The sequence below is a fragment of the Mesohalobacter halotolerans genome (genome assembly GCF_006120725.1).
GTDB lineage: Bacteria > Bacteroidota > Bacteroidia > Flavobacteriales > Flavobacteriaceae > Psychroflexus > Psychroflexus halotolerans.
The window spans coordinates 241,451-259,720 of record NZ_SWMU01000001.1; the positions used below are offsets into that span (position 1 = coordinate 241,451).

Here is an 18,270-nt window from a genome sequence, read left to right on the forward strand (position 1 = left end):
TTCCATAAAAATAAGGAATATTTCCTCAAACTAACAATTTAAGTGTTTTTTTTAGGACTGTTGCATCGTTTAATTAAAAAGTTCATTTGTAAATAGCTTTTGATCAAGTATATTTTCTTGCTCTAACTTATGCTTAACTAACCATTCTAAAAATGTTTTGACTTTATATGAGTTCATTTTTCCGCAGTTGAGCTCGTCACCAAAATAGGGTAAAGTCCATTTTATTGACTTTATGAGATCTATATTTTCTAAATCATGAGATGTGACATGGTTTTGTAAAATTTCTTTTGATTCTTGTAAATTCTCTTTAGTATATAAAAACCCTTTTTTAGTCGCTTCTATAAATTTGGAATAGAGGTGCTGATTTGCTTTGAGTTTTTTTCTTGTGGTTAATACAATTGGGGAATAACCATAAGGAATATTGTAATCTTCCAGCTTAAACTTCTTAAGCTCAATATTTTGGGTTTCGGCTTCAACGCCTTCCCAATTATCAAAAATCCAAGTCGCATCGGCTTTGCCTTGTAAAAGGGTGTTCCAAATTCCAAGTTTTTCGGGATTTATAATTTTAAAATCCCCTTTACCGCCAGCATTTTTAACCATTTCTCTCACGATATGGTCTTCATAACGAGCATTATATGAAGCATAAATATTGCCATCAAGTTGTTCTGGTGAATCAATCTTTGAAGATCTAAGAGAAGCAATACGGCTTAAATCTTCTTGTAAAATTGTATACACAGCCACAGCTTCAACTTTGTTTCGTTTATTGTTTAAGCTTATTACGGTCTCCGTTGGCGCAATAGCGAAGTCAGTTTTGTCAAGTTCCAATTTTTTTCCTGGTGTCAACGCATAATTGTCATCTTGGGGATTTAAAATTTCCAATTTTATGCCTGCTGCTTCATAATATCCAAGTGTTTTTGATATTAAAAACCCAATATGATTGACGTTGGGTGTCCAGTCTAAAGCTAATCTTAATGTTGTCATTTTTCTAACTAGTTTTATATATAAATATTTAAAAAAATCATTTTTTTTTTAAAGCGTCAAAACGCCTGATTGTAAAATATCGTTAAAACCTAAAACTCGCTCCAATTAATACATTTACGCCAGCTTGTGGATAAAACCCTGCGCCTTCAACAGTTGTGGGATTTCCATTTTCATCAGCACTTTCAAAGAAAAAGAAATAGCCATTTGATTCGTACTCGGCATCAAATACATTATTTATCAAGCCTGTAAAAACAATTTCATCAAAAACTGAAATGTTTTTTAATCGGTAAACCAAGTTCAAATCATTAACAAAAAAGTCGTCTAATTTTGAAGCTGCACTATCAATATTGCCCATGTATTGTTCACCCACATATTTACTTAAAAAATTAATTTGAAATTCCGGAATAGGTTGAAAACTGAGTTGATTTCCGGCAACGATTTCTGGTGAAAATGAAATATTGGTATCGCCCAAATTGACCAATTCACCATTTAATGGTGCTACAAAATCTTGATTTTTATTGGTGCTTAAAGCGATATTAGGCTGAATAGAAACCTTTTCACTAAGTTTAAATTGACCTTCAACTTCCAATCCAAGTCTGTAAGATTGACCACTGGTCTCTCGAATAGGATTTCCAACATCATCCAAAGCTCCAGTCAACACTAATTGATCTTCGTATTTCATGTAATATACATTGGTATTGATGCTAGAATTTGCAGTTTGAAAACGCCAACCCAGTTCAAAATCGTCTAAGCGTTCTGCCTGTGTAATTCCGTTTTCAAAATCTTGTCGACGGGGTTCTCGATGGGCTCGACCAAAGGAAAAATAGAGTTGATGATTTTGATTAGCTCTGAAAGTGATCCCGGCTTTAGGGTTAAAAAATTCAAAACTTTCATCAACAACCAAATTAACTTTATCAGACGTCAAACCACTCATTTCAAAATTTACAAAGCGCCCTTGCACATCTCCGTAAATTTGCCATTGGTCATCAATTCGCCAAGTGGCTTTGGCAAATGTGGTAAATTCTCGTTTTGTCCCATTTCCATTATAATAACGGTCTCGAATTAAGCTGTTCCCGGCAAATCTCGACCAAATCACTTCTCCAAAATGGTCGCCGTCGTATAAACTCCCAAAAGCGCCGGCTGTAAAATCCCATTCGTCATCTGTATAATTAATATTAGCATTTACTACATAATAATCGTTGTCTAACCAACGACGACGGATTAAGTCTGAATTTTCAATGGTTTCATTACCAACTTCTACTGGTTCGATTTCATGAAAACTCAGATCGGCGTCTTCTACAAACTGTTCAAAATAGCCACGCCCATAAGTGTAATTTAAACTTATGTTTGATGACCAGTTTTTATTTAAAGTTTGATTCCAATGCAATTGGTAATGATCTTGCGAATAATTGTCAACTTCGTTATCGTAAAATTGGATATTACCATCTTCATCAGTAAATTGACCGGCCGGATTAAAAGTTCTGTCCGTTTCAAGCGTTTCTCTATCAACACCAAACCAAGATTGATAGGTGACTTCATTTCCACCAAACACTAGGGCTTTGATTAAAGTATTATCATCCGTATAGTTGGCTTGTAAAAAGTAAGACTTTAAATCTGATGACGCGCGGTCAACATAGCCGTCAGATTCAATTTTGGACAAACGGCCAGAGATTTCAAAATGGTCGTTGAGTAAGCCGGTGCTAAATTTGATATTGTTTCGCCACGTATTAAACGAGCCATAACTGGTATTGTATTCGGCATAGGCTTCTTTAGAATATTTATCGGTTAAAATATTCACGCTAGCACCAAACGCACCTGAACCATTTGTCGATGTGCCGACACCGCGTTGCAACTGAATATTTTCGGTTGAGGAGGCAAAATCTTGCAAATTGACCCAAAATGTGCCCTGACTTTCTTGGTCGTTATAGGGAATTCCGTTAATGGTAACGTTGACCCGAGAATTATCACTGCCGCGAACGCGAATAGAAGTGTAGCCTACACCATTTCCTGCGTCTGAAGTTGAAACGACAGAAGGCAAAAATTTCATTAAAATCGGAATATCCTGGCCAAGATTTCGTTTGGCAATTTCAGTTTTTGAAAAATTGGAATGCGTAATCGGCGAATCTGCATCCACTCGAACGGCCTGCACAGAAACTTCTTCTAAGCTTTCTACGGCTCTGGCTAAATCAACATCTACTGTTTTAGATTCGTTTAAATTGACTTCTACAGTTTTAGTATTACCAAATGCAAAGACGATTTGGTAATTTCCAGGAGGAAGTTTGAGTTCATAATAACCAACTTCATTTGTTTGTGTAGAATAGCTCGTGCCTTTAGCATAGACTAATGCGTCTTCTAATTTAAGCTGGTTTTGAGAAACAGTTCCACTCAATGTGAAATTTTGGCCATTTATGGTAAAGCCAAACACCAAAAGGCTTATTGCAAATAATACTGTTTTTATGTGGCCATTTTTATTATTTTTTAAAGAACACATAGAACATCTTTTGTGTTTTGCAGAAAATCGTTTAGGTACTAATAATAGATGTTTCATCCGTAATCAATTTTACGAATAAAAGGGGCGATTATTCTGGTTAATAAAGGTTTTTAAATAAAAAATCCTGAATACCGCTTTGGCATCAGGAGTAATACATCAAGATAAAATTATCTTGTTTTCCCTTGGCAACATGACTTGCCCAGGTTCATTGGGTATAATCTCAGTCCTGACGTTCAATCGATAAATTGAATTCGGTCAGGACACCCCTTTGAGATGTTTTACAAAGGTAAAGAGATTTAATTACATTATGCAAATTAAAAAGATGGATTTTTCAAAAGCGATTGGTTTACTTCTCGGCTAATTTTTAATAACTTAAATTTTTAAACACAAATAACATTATTTAAAATTGCTTTTTACACTTAACAAAATAATGCATTGTTAATTTGGATTAACATTTTAGTCAATTATACTTGTCAAATGTATATTATATTTTACATTTGTAATAAAATAATTGACTAATGACAACATATTTATTTCCAAATTCGGTTAAACCTTGGGCTTGGTTAATTTTAATTTTGGGAGTTATTGGTGGAATTCTCGCCACTGCGTTTGAATTTGAGCCTGAACTATTTGAAATGAAAGTACTGAGCCTATATAGCACAGACGATTTTTTTGTTCAAAACAATGGGTTTTTTAAGTGGATGGAGCAAAATATTTTTGATGATATTTGTGGAGTATTCATCATAATTGGTGGTGTTTTGCTTGGTTTTTCTAGAGAAAAAATAGAAGATGAATTTATTATGCAATTGCGTTTATCATCTCTTGCTCTAGCAGTTTACGTGAATTATGGTATTTTACTTTTAGCTTTTTTATTGATTCATGGTTTAGATTTTTTTACGGTAATGATCTATAATATGTTTACGTTGCTGTTGATTTTTATTCTCATATTTCAAATTAAATTGAAAACGGCAAAAGATGGAAGGTAACTTAAAAAACCATATCAAAGTTTGGCGGGCTAAAAATGATATGACACAAGCCGATTTAGCTAAAGCCATAGGCAGTAGTCGTCAAGCTGTGCACGCTATTGAAAAAGGCAAATATGTGCCTTCTACACTTTTGGCTTTGAAAATTGCAAGAGTATTTGATACATCAGTTGAAAAGGTTTTTCAAATTGCTGATGATTTATAAAAACCTATTTAAAATTTTAATATTTAATTAGTTTTCTTAAATCTCAATTTAGCTCTGATGTTCAAATAAAACATTGCTGGGACAACGACCAAAGTCAAAAACGTGGCAAAAATTAATCCGAAAATTACGGTCCAGGCTAAAGGTCCCCAAAAAATCACATTATCACCTCCGATATAAATTTGCGGATCCAGGTCTGCAATTAAAGTATAGAAATTGATATTAAGCCCTATTGCTAATGGGATTAAGCCTAAAACCGTAGTGATCGCCGTTAGTAAAACCGGTCGCAATCTGGATTTACCACCAGCAATAATACTGGTAAAATATTCTTCTTTGGTGAGCATGTCATCTTTGCCAATTCCTTTCTTTTTCTTCTTTCGATCAATCAAAATTTGAGTATAGTCGACCAGGACAATAGCATTGTTTACAACAATTCCCGCTAAAGCTATGACGCCCATCATAGTCATGATAATGACGAATTCCATTCCAAAAGTTACCAATCCAAATAAGACACCTATCAAACTTAAAATGACCGCCATAATTATAATAATAGGTTTAGATACTGAATTGAATTGGGCTACCATGATTAAAGATATTCCTCCAACAGCGAGTAACAAGGCTTTTATTAAAAAAGCTAAGTTTTCAGATTGTTCTTCCTGTTGACCAGTAAATGCGTAGCTCATGCCGTCTTCTATGGTATAATCAGATTCTAATGAGGCTTTAATTTCATTGACAACTTCAGTTGGATTGTAGCCTTCAAGTACATTGGAGTAAACTGTAATCACACGTTTTAAATCTCTACGCTTAATAGAATTGAAAGTAGCAGAGGGTTTGGTTTCTATTAAACTGGAAATAGGCACCTGCCTAAGCTGTCCTTTATTGTTTCTAAAGGTAATGGGTTGATTAAAAACGGCGCTTTCATCAAATCTATATTTTTCATTAAACCTGACATTAATTTGGTAATCATCGTCGCCGTCTTTATAAGTAGAGGCTTCCTGTCCAAAGACTGATTGCCTGATGGTTTGACCAACTAAGCCTGTAGATATCCCAAGTTGACCTGCTTTTTCGCGATCTACAGTAATTTCTAACTCAGGTTTAGACTTATTAATATCAATTTGTAACTCTTCGATTCCACCGATTTTTTGTTGCTCAATAAACTGACGCATATTTTGGGCTTCTTCGAGCATTTGTTCATATTCTTCGCCTGTAATTTCTATATTTATGGCATAACCCTGAGGTGGTCCTGCAGCATCTTTTTCTACTGTAATAGTGACGCCAGAAAAGTCTTTTACAGCCGCTCTAATTTCTGAAAGTACTTGACTACTTTCTACACCGCGGCGTAGTTTAAACTCACGCATAGACAAGGTTACTTTACCTTTATGTGGCATTTCATTGGCAACGCCCTCGTTATTTTGTGGGTTTCCTGCACCTACGCCGACTTGGCTTATGGCAGATTCTACCATAAAATTATACCCCTCTTCGTCTTCATATTTTTTAACCATATTATAGATGGTTTGCTCAACCTCTTTGGTTAACTGGTTGGTTTTTTCGATAGCTGTACCTTCGGGATATTCTATGTATGCCATGATTTGATTAGGTTCGTTTTCCGGGAAAAACAAAACCTTTGGTTGGGCTACTCCAACGAGGAAAAAAGCGATAATAAGAAGTGAAAAGGTTCCAAAAAACACTAAATAAGCACGTTTACCTCTTATAGCAGCAATTAATAATCGTTTATAGAAATTTTCTAATCGTCTTAAAACGTCAAATTGGAAATAATAAATTGCTCTTGCTAAAAACAATTTAAATACCCATAGTAAAAGACCACTTAAAATTGCCAAATTACCAATAGCTCTTAGAGCTCTGGCATCCATAATAATGCCAATAAGTAAAAAAACAATACCAACCGTTCCCAATATGAATGTCCAACGTAGAATTTTTTGGCGACCAAGTTTATTTTCTTTGACTTTCATAAACTGAGAAGTCAGCATCGCATTAATAATAAGAGCTACAAATAGTGATGAGGCCAGAACCACTGAAAGCGTTATCGGGAAATAAATCATAAATTTTCCTATCGTGCCAGGCCAAAGTCCAAGGGGAAAAAAGGCTGCAAGCGTAGTTGCTGTAGAAGCGATAATTGGCCAGGCAATCTCTCCAATACCTTGTTTAGCTGCTTCTATTCTGGAATATCCTTGATCCATCAAACTATATACGTTTTCTACAACTACAATACCATTATCGACCAACATTCCGAGTCCCATTACTAAACCAAATAAAATCATTGTATTGAGTGTGTAGCCTAGACTTGATAAAATCACGAGCGACATCAGCATAGACAAGGGAATAGCTACACCAACAAATAAAGCATTTCTAAAGCCGAGGAAAAACATTAATACCAAAACGACTAATATGACCCCAAATACAATATTATTAACCAAATCATTGACCTGATTTATGGTTTTTATGGATTGATCATTCGACAGTGATATATTTAAAGTTTCTGGATAATAATTTTCTTTTTCTTCTTTAACAATGTCTTTGATTTGCTCCACAGCCTCGACCATGTTTTTACCTGCTCTTTTTTTAACATCGAGCATCACTACAGGCTCTCCCCAAGCTCTGGCAAAAGTCGTAGCTTCTTTTTCTTGAAAATGGACCTCAGCAACATCTTTTAAATAAACGATACCACCATCTTCTTTAACAACGATATCTTCAAGCTCTGAAGGTTTTGAAATTTCACCCAAAACGCGGATACTCTTTCGCATTCCTTCATTTTTTATACTCCCGCCAGAGATGGTGCTGTTTTCTGAACGAATTGCTGAAAATATATCGTTAAAGCTCACTTGGGCTGCAGTCATTTTGTAAATATCGACAGCTACCTCAACCTCCTTATCATCTACTCCACGAATAGAAGCTTCTTTAATTTGGGGTAATAATTCAATTTTATCTTGAAGGTGTTCAGCATAATCTTTCAACTGCTGACTTTTGTAATCACCCGTAAAGTTGATATTGAGAATCGGCATTTCCTCAGACAAGTTGAGGTCAAACACATTTGGTTCTACTTTGGCACCATTGTCTAATGTTGGCCAGGTCGTCTCTGACTTTACGATATCCACTTTATCTTTAATGAGCTGTTTAGCTGTTTCTACTTCAATATCTTCTTCAAACTCTACAATCACCATAGAAAAATCCTGCTGTGTTGTAGATGTAATTTCCTTAACTCCTTTGACATCGTTAAACTCCTCTTCCAGTGGTTCTGTGATAAATTTTTCGATGTCCTTTGCAGAGTTTCCAGGATTGATAGAATTGATATAAATCTTAGTCTCAATGATCTCGGGGAAATTTTCCCTAGGCATGTTGACATAAGACATGATACCACCAACGAGAATAATAAATATAATGACATATACGGTCATTTTATTATCGATCGCCCAGGAAGACAGTTTAAATTCTTTGTCTAGATTTTGGTTTGACATGGTTTATTGTTCTAAGGTTGTAATGATGACATCTTCTTGATCTCTGAGGGTTCTTCCTCCTTCTTTAGCTATGATATCATTTTCTTTAAGCCCTTCTATAACTTCGACTCGACCGTTATATATTTTTCCAGCTTTTATTGGGGTTCTAATCGCTTTGCCGACACTATCATTTTGCATTTTCACAGTAAATGTGACCTGGGATCCGTTTGCTGTTTCTTGAAGGACGTTTTCTGAAACAATAATTGTTTCAGGATTGATATAATCGTTAATTAAAACATTAGCGATCAAGTTAGGTTTGACGTTTTCAATGTGTTCAGGCACGTGAATTTTGACCATGAATTTTCGATTGTCAGGGTTTATGTAATTTGCCATTTGATCAATTTGAGCCTTAAAAGTCTTGTTGATAGCTCCTAAACGTACCTCTACAGGTGTGCCTATTTTGATATCGTCAAGATAATTTTCAGGAACTTCTGTTTCGATGTACATCTTATCCAAATTAACGAGTCTAAAAATGGCCATACCTCCAGGAGCAACAATCTGACCTTCATCGGTAATTATATTGTCTATTGTACCCGAAAATGGTGCTTTTATTTTGACCTTTTTGTATTTTTCATATAAATTATTTAAAGCGCTTAGCGAAGACTCGTAGTTGGTTTTTGCTTCTAAATATTGAATTTCGGAGCCAATGCTATCTTTCCATAGGCTTTTTCGTCGCTCAAAAATAGTTTTGGTGAGTTGTGTGCGAGTTTTTAATTCCTGTATTTGGTCACTTAGGCCACCGTGATCTATTTCTGCAAGGATTTGACCTTTTTGAACCACATCGCCTTCTTTAACATATATTTTTTGAAGTTCGCCGCTAAATTCAGGATAAATTAGAATATTTTGATTGGTTTGAACATTCCCCTGAAGTGTAAAGAAGTGATTAAAAGTGTCTTTTTGAATGCGTTTTGCAGTAATTAAAGTATAATTACTTAACTGGTCACCTTTGTCGCTTAACGCCTCTTGAATCTGGGTGCTCAAATTGTCAAGTGTTTTTCGTTGTTCTTTTAATTCTCTTTTGAGCCTTTTTAGCTTTTCAGTATTTTCTGTTTCTATAGCTAAATTCACTTTATCTTCTAAGGTTTCAGAACCACATGAGACTAAGATTAAGGAAAAGATGATAAGAATATAATTTTTCATACTTTGAAATTTAATTTGAAATGTTTGGAGAATTAAGAATGGTTTCTAAACTGGTTTTAGAGTTTATAAGCTGTAACATTGACTCTAAATAGCTGTTTTGAGCATTGTACAATTGTAATTGTGCTTGCCGCAACTCAAAACTCGTACTGAGTCCTTCTTTGTATTTTGTGATGTTTTTGCGTTCAATACGCTCGGCTAAATCCAAGTTAGCCTGAGCAGTTTGATAATTTTCTAGTGCAAAATTATAATCACTCTTGGCCTGGTTAAACTCTAATTTAATTTGTTCTACAGACTCTTTTAAATCTGTCTCAGCTTGCATAAGAGCAATTTCTGCACGTTGAGAGCGCTTGGCCCTTTTTAACGAACTAAAAATCGGTATATTAAGGCTCACTCCCACCGTAGAAAACTGAAACCATTGTTGACTCGAATCTAGAAATACAAATTCATTACCAAAGGTTGTGGTACCATAATTGGCAAAAGCTGTCAATGTGGGTAAAAATTTACTTTTTTCAAGTTGCCATTCTAGTTGTCGTTGTTTAACAAGATTATTAGCAATTTTATAATCTATATTTTCTTCAACCTCTAATTGTTGCTCAATTAAATCGAAATCAGCCAGTTGTTTCATCGCAAGATTTTCTAAGTTGTCTGTCAATACCAGTTTAGCATCAACTGGAATTCCTAGTACCATGCTTAAAGTTTGCTTAGATAAGTCTAGATTTCGTTGAGAATTTCTTAGGCTATTGCTTATCTGTTGATAAGTGATTTGCAATTGTTCTACTTCTTCTTGCTCAGCAAGACCTTCTTCAAATGTTCTTTGAGTCTCGTCTAGATTTTCCTTAACTGTCATCTCGTTTTGTTTGAGGACCTCCACGCTAGACTCGACTAATAAAGCGTTGGCATAGGCATTTATTGCACTTTGCCTGACTTCTAGTCGGGTTTTGTCATTAGCATTTTTAGAATATTCTAAGAAGGTTTTAGCAGCTTTTAAAGCTACAATATAGGACCCATCAAAAATCAATTGATTGAGGGTTGCTGTGGCACGCATATTTTGTTCGGTCCCAAAAGTTACGGGAACAATTGTGCCAGGTTCGCCTCCTACAATTTCGCCAGGAAGTGGAGTGACAATAAGTTTGGGGTTATATTCATAATCTATTCCGGCACTTATTTGTGGTAAACCATCGGCTGTGGTTTCCCATTTTTGTTTTAGGGCTTTCAGTTGATCTCTTTTGGCATTTACGGCCACGTAACTACTATCTAATGCGCGTTCTATGGCGTCTTCTAATGATAATTTGTAAACTTCCTGCTCTTGGCTAAAGCTGATTAAGCTCAACAACATTAATGTAGTGGAAATGATGAATTTCATGATTTGGTTGATTCTGAAATTAATTTTTCTAAACGTTCTAAACCCTTAGACGTGGCAATGCCTCTAAGGTGATATTCTAAATATTGGTCTTTGACGTGAGCACTTGAAAATGCTTGGTGTGGAAAAACTTTTTGGTCTTTGACAAGATTCATCCCATTGTAATAAAATCTAAACACACACTCGATATCAATTTCTTTTCTATAAAAGCCTTGCTCTATACCTCGTTTAAGATTATCTCGATAACATTCATACATTTTATCCCATTGTTTTTTTTTAAGAGAATGGGAGATATTGGGGTAATATTTTTGCAATTGAAATTGAGGAGAAGACTTTTCGTTTTTCAGATGTTTCATCACCTGGTTTTTAATGGCTAAAGTTTCAGCGATTGGATCTAAATTTTGCTGACATATATCGTCAATTGTACAAGAAATATGTTGAAAAATATGATCAGTTGTTTCTTTAACCAGTTGGGTTTTGGTATCAAAGTGATCATAAATGGTTTTTTTTGAAATCCCAAGCCTCTCGCAAAGGTCATCCATGGTGACACTTTTGAAACCATATTCTAAGAACAAATCACTAGCTTGTTTGATTATTTTCATTTTCATGATGGCAAATGTACAATGGAAACTTTAAGAACAAAAAAAGTTTCCAAAGTTTTACAGAAACTTAACATTGGCCGTTAAGAAGATTTAAAGCTAAATGGAAGTTAGTCTTTAAAGATTCAACACTAAACTAAAACTTGAATATTAGACCAGAGTAAACGCCTAAGAAATAAGGTTGAAAACCGGTAGTCCTTCTTTGAAAGGTATTTAATTGATATTTGAAGGTTGGCTCAAGGTTAAACATCACTCGTTTTGAAATGTTATAATCAAAGCCTATTGCAAAATTTGTTGAAAAACTCAGATTGTTGATATTATTGGCTTCGCCAACTGAGGTGATTCCGTTTGAATTTTTTACATCTAGACTATTGTTGTTTAATAACAAGGTACTTGCCCCTCCTATAAGGTTGATTTCTATTGCTCGGTTGAGGATTTTGTATTCTACTTCCATTGGAATTTCGATGTAACCCAATTCTTGTTGAAGCTGTGAAGGTATGGTTTCTGTTCTATTTACAGTTCCGTTTGCCGAGAGGTTATCGAGCTGTTGGCGGCCTAAAACTGTTGCATTAAAGTTGGGGTTTGTATTAACATTCCTCAGATTTGATAGGGCTTGGTTTGGTATCAAATACACATTTTTGGTGGTGTAGTTTAAATTAACACGGTTGACACCAGTTCTCAACTTTATCTTATCGTTAAGTTGGTAAGCCACGTTGACACCATAAGACATGTTAACTTCACCTTGACCGTCGTTTGAAGCTAAATTAGGATCAACTGCACTTCCACTGGCTAAGTTTCCGTAAAATATGGGTGAAATTTGTGGTTTGACAAACCAAGATTTATTCTCAGCCTGGTTTAAGTTTGGTTGCTTTTTTTGTTTAAGGGTTTTGGCAACTTCAACTAATGATTTTTTTTGAAGCAGACTATTATTTTGAGAAGTAATTTCTATAAGCGCCGCTTCTATATTATTGTCAGATTGGATTAATGCCTTAGAGGATAAGGCTGAAGTAAAAGCAGGATTTTCTTCAACTTTTGATGTTGATATGTTTTTTGTGACTTTATCTTTTTGAGATGAGTTGACCGAATTATCATCTTGATTGCTTGCCACTAATGGATTTAATTTATCGTCTTGATTTTGATTTTGAGCGCTAGATTTTACGGTTTTAGTGTCAAGAATTTTGTTTTGGTCTGATAGGTGTAAATCATTTGTTTGATTAAGATTGTCATCTGGACTTGTCGTAACAATACCTTTTACGTCATTATCGTTTTTGATAATTGGGGAGTTCTGTTGTGTTTGATCAACAACAGGATTTTCATTGATTTGATTAGGAGCTAAAAACCACTGAGATCCAACCATAATCACAATTGCAATTATAGCTGCAACGCCGCTCACCTTTTGCCAAATTGGAATAACCCGTCTTTTAGATTTTTGGTTTAAGCGCTTTTCTATACCACGCCAAGCAGATTGGGGTGCATCAACTTCAAAATCTTTAAAAGATTCTTGAAACAACCGGTCTATGTTATGCTCATTATTCATAATGTCTTGGCTGCTTTGTTGATATTTTCTTTATGGAGGATGCTATTTACTTTATCCTTAAGAATTTGTCTTCCTCTGGCTAAATTTGATTTAGAAGTACCAACTGAAATTTCCATCATTTCAGCTATTTCTTTATGTGAATAACCATCTAATACATACAGATTAAAAACCATTCTGTATCTATTGGGTAATTCTTGAATACATTTTAAAAGCTCATTAAGGCTTATGTTGTTTTCGCTGTAGTCATTTTCAGGCTGAATTAAATTTTCTTCATAATTTAAAGAAAATACTTTTTGGTTGCGATAGCGTTGTAATGCAGTATTTATAACTATGCGTTTCATCCAGCCTTCAAAAGAGCCTTTGTGTTTAAATTGGTGAATATTCTCATAGATACTTATAAATGCATCTTGAAGGTTGTCTTGTGCTTCTGCGTAATTTTTTGAATACTTTAAGCACAGACTAAAGAGTTTTGAACTGTATATCTCATATAAAGCCTTTTGAGCTTTAAGCTCTTTATCTTGGCATTGTTTGATGAGTTTTTTGAGTTTCAAAATTATTCAATTTTCACTGGTAGCTCTAATGTAATAAATTGTAATTGTCCTGAGTCTGAAGCACCGGCTAAAAATTTAAAAACATGATCTTCTTGACTTTCAACCGTATATTCAAATTCAGCAATTTCTATAGCATTAGGTGTATCTTCACAATCAAATGTTTCTTCAAATCGCGTTTCAGTCCTTATCGTAAATTCAGGTTCTTCTCCCAAGATATCAAAATTTTCAAAACTGTGACAAGTAGTGGGGTTTTTATAACTCACCTGAAATACCTCAGTTTGTTGAAAAGTTAAAGTATCTGGGGCTGTGACATCTACTAAAGTTGCATTTTGTATTGTTACTATTTTTGGATCATCAATTGAGCACGATGCAAAGAATAGCGTCAAACAAAATAATAAGTAATAATGTTTCATATTATTTTTAAGATACATTTCTTTAAAATGGTTGCGTTTAAGCTTCACTTTTAGCAATTTTTATGGCTTGTGTTATTTTTTCTTCGAGTTCATCCATTAGGTCTGGATTTTCTTTCAAGAGCGTTTTTACCGCATCACGTCCTTGACCAAGCTTGGTGTCTTCATAACTAAACCATGAACCGGCTTTTTTTATAATTTCATAATCTACACCAATATCTATGATTTCACCAACTTTAGAAATCCCTTCGCCATACATAATATCAAATTCTGCAGTTTTAAATGGTGGGGCGACTTTATTTTTAACGACTTTGACTCGGGTTTTATTTCCTTTGACATCGCTATTACTATCTTTAATTTGTGTTGAACGGCGAATATCTAATCGCACTGAAGAGTAAAATTTAAGTGCATTACCACCTGTTGTGGTTTCTGGGTTACCAAACATCACGCCTATTTTTTCACGAAGTTGGTTAATAAATATTACGGTACAGTTTGTTTTACTAATACTGGAGGTTAATTTTCTAAGCGCTTGAGACATCAGTCTGGCATGTAGACCCATTTTGGAATCTCCCATTTCGCCTTCTATTTCACTTTTTGGTGTTAAGGCTGCCACTGAGTCTATCACTATAATGTCAATAGCACCTGAGCGAATAAGGTTATCGGCAATTTCTAAAGCTTGTTCACCATGATCGGGTTGAGAAATTATTAAATTGTCAATGTCAATACCTAAACTTTCAGCGTAAGTTCTGTCAAAAGCATGTTCTGCATCGATAAAGGCTGCAATCCCACCTTTTTGCTGAGCTTCGGCTATAGCATGTAATGTTAAAGTGGTTTTACCAGACGACTCCGGCCCATATATTTCAATCACTCTACCGCGAGGATAACCGCCAACTCCAAGGGCTAAATCTAAGCCTAATGAGCCTGATGAAATGGCATCTACATTGACGACCGATTGGTCGCTCATTTTCATCACAGTCCCTTTTCCATAGGTTTTATCTAACTTATCTAAAGTTAATTTTAGAGACTTGAGTTTAGCATTTTTTTCTTTATCGTCTTTACTCATGGTTTAATTTTTAGTTGAAAGGTAAAAATACAATATTTTTGTGAGATTATTTAAATCAACCTCTGTTCAATTAATCCAAAATCTGTCAATTTGTAGGATATCCTGTCGGATGGTTTAAGTCGAAAACAGACTTTCAAATTCTAAAAACTCATTTTCGGTATACTTTTTTCTGATTTTTTTGTTGAGGTAAGAGCCCTCAATGAGATATTTATAATGCACTCATATTTTGACTATTTCGATGCTCTTTATTTTAAACAAAATTTCAAAATTTAAGTAGTTCAAATTGATATCAGCCTAAGTCAAAGCCTATATCTTTTCTGAAATATAAATCTTCAAAACACAAGTTTTTGATTTGGTCGTAAGATATCTCCAAAGCTTGTTTGTAATTATCGGCTAAAGACGTAACTGCGATGACACGCCCGCCATTGGTTAAAATTTGATTGTTTTCAATTTTGGTGCCTGCGTGAAATAGTGTAACTTTTTTAGTATCAATATTTTCAAGGCCTTGAATGCTTTTATTTTTTTGGTACTTTTCAGGATAACCCCCAGAAACAAGCATTACAGTTGCTGCTGATTGGTCAGAAATTTTTAATTTGGCTTTATCAAGTTGTTGTTTGGCAGTCAACTTAAAAAGTTCTACCAAGTCAGATTCGATTCTTGGCATGACGACTTCAGTTTCGGGGTCGCCCATTCTGACGTTGTATTCCACCACATAAGGTTCATTGCCAACCTTCATGAGACCAATAAACACAAAGCCTTTATAGTCAATATTTTCTTTTTGTAAACCTTGAATCGTCGGTTGAATAATTTTAGTTTCGACCTTTTGCATAAATTTCTCGTTTGCAAACGGTACTGGTGAAATCGCACCCATCCCGCCGGTATTTAAGCCGGTATCGCCTTCACCTATGCGCTTGTAATCTTTAGCATTAGGGAGTGTGACGAAGTTTTTACCATCTGTTAAAACAAACACACTCAGCTCAATACCATCTAAAAACTCTTCTATCACCACAGTCTGACTGGCTTCACCAAATTTGTTTTGGGTTAACATTTTTGAGAGTTCGCCTTTGGCTTCATCAATATCTTTTAAAATTAAAACTCCTTTTCCGCCAGCCAAACCATCGGCTTTTAACACATAAGGCGGTTTTAAAGTGTCTAAAAATGCTTTGCCATCCTCTAGTGTTTCTGCCGTAAAACTTTGATAAGCGGCTGTTGGAATGTTATGGTTTTCCATAAATATTTTAGCCCGTTCTTTACTACCTTCAAGTTCAGCACCTTCTCGAGAAGGACCAATAATCATCAAGTCCTTAAAATCGCTTTGGTTTTCAAAAAAATCTTTGATCCCAACAACTAAAGGGGCTTCAGGACCAACAACAAGAATATTGATATTTTTGTCTTTTATGGCTTTTGCAACAGTTTCAAAATCTGTAGGATTAAGATTGAGATTTTGAGCAATTTGTGCGGTTCCTGCATTGCCGGGCGCCACAAAAAGTTGATTACATTGTGGGCTTTCATCTATTTTTTGTGCTAAGGCATGTTCGCGACCACCACCGCCAAGAATTAAAATATTCATGATGATTTAATTAAAATGAATGAGGTGTCAAAAATAAATGTTTGTAAATTGTCGCCCTAATGAAAATTGATATTATTTGAATCGGTTTGAGCGCGTTTTAGAAATATCGGGCTTTCCTATACAAAAAGCCTAAACCCATCTTTTGCAAATTAAAGAGAAATTGCGAGAAGATGTGCAATCATACTTGGTTAAAAGTCGTCATGACATAGTGGAGTATCATCATGAGAATAATTCATTTTATCAAGATTTTTTAGGTCAAAAAAAATCTCGTGTTGGGAAGACATTCCTATAATGACGAAAGCTGATCTGCAACAACCATTAGAAAAACGACTCTCAAAAGACTTTAAAATAAAAGAAGTTTTTGTCAATAAACCAGTGGTTCAAGTGGTCATCCCTTTAGTTTTGCTAAAGACAAATACACGCATGCTTTGACCTGGGCGAATATCATCAAGCTATATCGACAACACAATATCAAGATGGGACAGTCGCTTGACGCCCGATTTTATGGCATTCCAAAATCTGGTATCTCACATTATAAAGAACAGCTAAAAGACAAACTAGCTAAGCGCTATCGTTTTGATATTTTTGATTTGTCAGATGAAGCTTTAGCCGAATTTCTAAAAATTTTTCAGAAAAAAAACTTGGAATTCATCAATGGCTATACGAGTTCTATTGTAAGATTTGCTAAATTTTTGAAGTCTCAGAATATAGTTTTAAAAGACGAATGTCCAAGTTTGAAAATGTGCATTACAACAAGTGAGATGTTGTTTGAAAACGATAGAAAGCTATTGGAAAAGCAATTTGGTGTTAAAATTGTCAACGAATATGGTGCGAGTGAATTAGATGTGATTGCTTTTGAAAATGTAGATAAACATTGGGCAATAAACACTAAAACCTTGTTTGTAGAAGTTGTAGGTGAAGATGGCAAAAGTTAACCCTTTGGGGAAGAAGGCGAGATTGTGATTACCAGTTTATACAACAAAGCTCATACCTTTATTCGTTATAAAATTGGTGATCGTGGAGTTTTAGCTAGAACTCCTCAACAAGGTCAACTTGTTCTAAAAAAACTAACTGGGCGAACCAATGACTTTGCTAAACTGCCCAGTGGAAAAGTTATTCCAGCCTTAACCTTTTACTATGTAACTAAATCTGCGATTGAAAATTCAGGACAGGTTAAGGAAATTGTTGTGGTTCAGCAGGATTTAGATGCATTTGATGTCAACTATGTGGCTGATAAACCCTTAAATGATGTACAAAAAAAACCATACGTCAGGCTATAAATCAATATCTAGAACCTCATTTAAAAATTAGCTTTAATCGAAAATCTCAAATCAAACGTTCAAAGAGTGGGAAGTTGAAACAGTTTGTGTCTAAAGTTTAGGTTTTGTATTAGACATATCCCAAGTACATCCAGAATATTAAAAAATAAATTGACTTGAAAGGGTTTAGTCCTTCAACATTTCTGTAAAAATACCACTGATATTTAATAAGGTTTAGTTTATTTCTTGATAATGAGTCAAGTCTCATTCTGTAAATAGCATGAGGTTTTTTAATGCCATAAGCAAATTTACATAGCTTGAGGTATTTAAGCCATAATCCCATATCCTGTCGCTTTTTTATTTCTGGCATATATTTTTGGCAAGTGATGAAATATCAATGAAAGCTGTCAAACAAGAAATAGAATTTGATTTAAGGATATCCGTATAGGTTACTTTGCTTGGAACTATAAAATCAGAATGTGTGAATTCTAAATTCTCATTACTTCTTTTGTAAGAGGCAAATAAAAAGGGAGCTTTTTTCTCAAGACTAAAAGACACTGAATCGTGAAGGTGAAAGTCAAACCAAATATCGTCAGCATCAAGAAAAGCCAT

General features: G+C 34.8%; 17 protein-coding genes. 5 read left to right on the top strand and 12 right to left on the bottom strand.

What is annotated here, in order from left to right; genetic code table 11:
• Positions 1 to 69: 69 nt before the first annotated feature.
• Together FCN74_RS01105 and FCN74_RS01110 are read right to left on the bottom strand one after the other, a co-directional pair.
• On the bottom strand, positions 70 to 981 hold the full coding sequence (locus FCN74_RS01105; RefSeq protein ID WP_138930754.1) for an ABC transporter substrate-binding protein: 912 nt from the start codon (positions 979 to 981) through the stop codon (positions 70 to 72).
• 82 nt (positions 982 to 1,063) lie between these two features.
• Positions 1,064 to 3,472, bottom strand: a complete 2,409-nt coding sequence (locus FCN74_RS01110) for a TonB-dependent receptor (protein WP_171047101.1) — start codon at positions 3,470 to 3,472, stop codon at positions 1,064 to 1,066.
• A gap of 518 nt (positions 3,473 to 3,990) precedes the next feature.
• Here FCN74_RS01110 and FCN74_RS01115 point away from each other — a divergent pair.
• Positions 3,991 to 4,458, top strand: coding sequence for a hypothetical protein (locus tag FCN74_RS01115; protein ID WP_138930755.1), 468 nt, complete (start codon positions 3,991 to 3,993; stop codon positions 4,456 to 4,458).
• Positions 4,448 to 4,660 (top strand): helix-turn-helix transcriptional regulator, encoded by a 213-nt coding sequence (locus FCN74_RS01120; protein ID WP_138930756.1) that lies wholly within the window; start codon positions 4,448 to 4,450, stop codon positions 4,658 to 4,660. Before FCN74_RS01115 ends, FCN74_RS01120 begins: the two co-directional genes overlap by 11 nt.
• 23 nt (positions 4,661 to 4,683) lie before the next feature.
• Here FCN74_RS01120 and FCN74_RS01125 read toward each other — a convergent pair whose 3' ends face one another.
• The 9 genes from FCN74_RS01125 to purD form a co-directional block, all read right to left on the bottom strand.
• Entirely contained in the window at positions 4,684 to 8,130 is a 3,447-nt protein-coding gene (locus FCN74_RS01125) for an efflux RND transporter permease subunit (RefSeq protein ID WP_138930757.1), read from the bottom strand.
• 3 nt (positions 8,131 to 8,133) lie between these two features.
• Positions 8,134 to 9,309, bottom strand: a complete 1,176-nt coding sequence (locus FCN74_RS01130; protein ID WP_138930758.1) for an efflux RND transporter periplasmic adaptor subunit — start codon at positions 9,307 to 9,309, stop codon at positions 8,134 to 8,136.
• Positions 9,310 to 9,319: 10 nt separating this feature from the next.
• Positions 9,320 to 10,672, bottom strand: a complete 1,353-nt coding sequence (locus FCN74_RS01135) for a TolC family protein (protein ID WP_138930759.1) — start codon at positions 10,670 to 10,672, stop codon at positions 9,320 to 9,322.
• The gene (locus tag FCN74_RS01140; protein ID WP_138930760.1) at positions 10,669 to 11,277 is read right to left on the bottom strand and encodes a TetR/AcrR family transcriptional regulator; all 609 of its coding nucleotides are present in this window, start codon (positions 11,275 to 11,277) and stop codon (positions 10,669 to 10,671) included. Before FCN74_RS01140 ends, FCN74_RS01135 begins: the two co-directional genes overlap by 4 nt.
• A 127-nt stretch (positions 11,278 to 11,404) precedes the next feature.
• Positions 11,405 to 12,805: an outer membrane beta-barrel protein gene (locus FCN74_RS01145; RefSeq protein WP_138930761.1), complete on the bottom strand. Its 1,401-nt coding sequence runs from the start codon at positions 12,803 to 12,805 to the stop codon at positions 11,405 to 11,407.
• Positions 12,802 to 13,356, bottom strand: a complete 555-nt coding sequence (locus FCN74_RS01150; protein ID WP_138930762.1) for an RNA polymerase sigma factor — start codon at positions 13,354 to 13,356, stop codon at positions 12,802 to 12,804. The genes FCN74_RS01145 and FCN74_RS01150 overlap by 4 nt, the downstream gene beginning before the upstream one ends.
• Positions 13,357 to 13,358: 2 nt before the next feature.
• Positions 13,359 to 13,817: a hypothetical protein gene (locus FCN74_RS01155; protein ID WP_138930763.1), complete on the bottom strand. Its 459-nt coding sequence runs from the start codon at positions 13,815 to 13,817 to the stop codon at positions 13,359 to 13,361.
• The gene (gene recA, locus FCN74_RS01160; protein ID WP_138930764.1) at positions 13,807 to 14,829 is read right to left on the bottom strand and encodes a recombinase RecA; all 1,023 of its coding nucleotides are present in this window, start codon (positions 14,827 to 14,829) and stop codon (positions 13,807 to 13,809) included. Before recA ends, FCN74_RS01155 begins: the two co-directional genes overlap by 11 nt.
• Before the next feature lie 289 nt (positions 14,830 to 15,118).
• Positions 15,119 to 16,399 (bottom strand): phosphoribosylamine--glycine ligase, encoded by a 1,281-nt coding sequence (gene purD / locus FCN74_RS01165; RefSeq protein ID WP_138930765.1) that lies wholly within the window; start codon positions 16,397 to 16,399, stop codon positions 15,119 to 15,121.
• 291 nt (positions 16,400 to 16,690) lie between these two features.
• Between purD and FCN74_RS12310 the strand changes: the two genes are divergently transcribed.
• The 3 genes from FCN74_RS12310 to FCN74_RS12320 are packed head-to-tail and all read left to right on the top strand — an operon-like array spanning position 16,691 to position 17,679.
• A complete protein-coding gene (locus tag FCN74_RS12310) occupies positions 16,691 to 16,831 on the top strand; it encodes a hypothetical protein (protein ID WP_317128751.1) in 141 nt (46 codons plus the stop codon).
• 44 nt (positions 16,832 to 16,875) lie between these two features.
• Positions 16,876 to 17,334, top strand: a complete 459-nt coding sequence (locus tag FCN74_RS12315; RefSeq protein WP_317128752.1) for a hypothetical protein — start codon at positions 16,876 to 16,878, stop codon at positions 17,332 to 17,334.
• Between the two features lie 24 nt (positions 17,335 to 17,358).
• Entirely contained in the window at positions 17,359 to 17,679 is a 321-nt protein-coding gene (locus tag FCN74_RS12320) for a hypothetical protein (RefSeq protein ID WP_317128753.1), read from the top strand.
• 336 nt (positions 17,680 to 18,015) lie between these two features.
• Here the strand turns inward: FCN74_RS12320 and FCN74_RS12140 are convergent, their stop codons facing one another.
• The gene (locus FCN74_RS12140) at positions 18,016 to 18,270 is read right to left on the bottom strand and encodes a hypothetical protein (RefSeq protein WP_394348015.1); all 255 of its coding nucleotides are present in this window, start codon (positions 18,268 to 18,270) and stop codon (positions 18,016 to 18,018) included.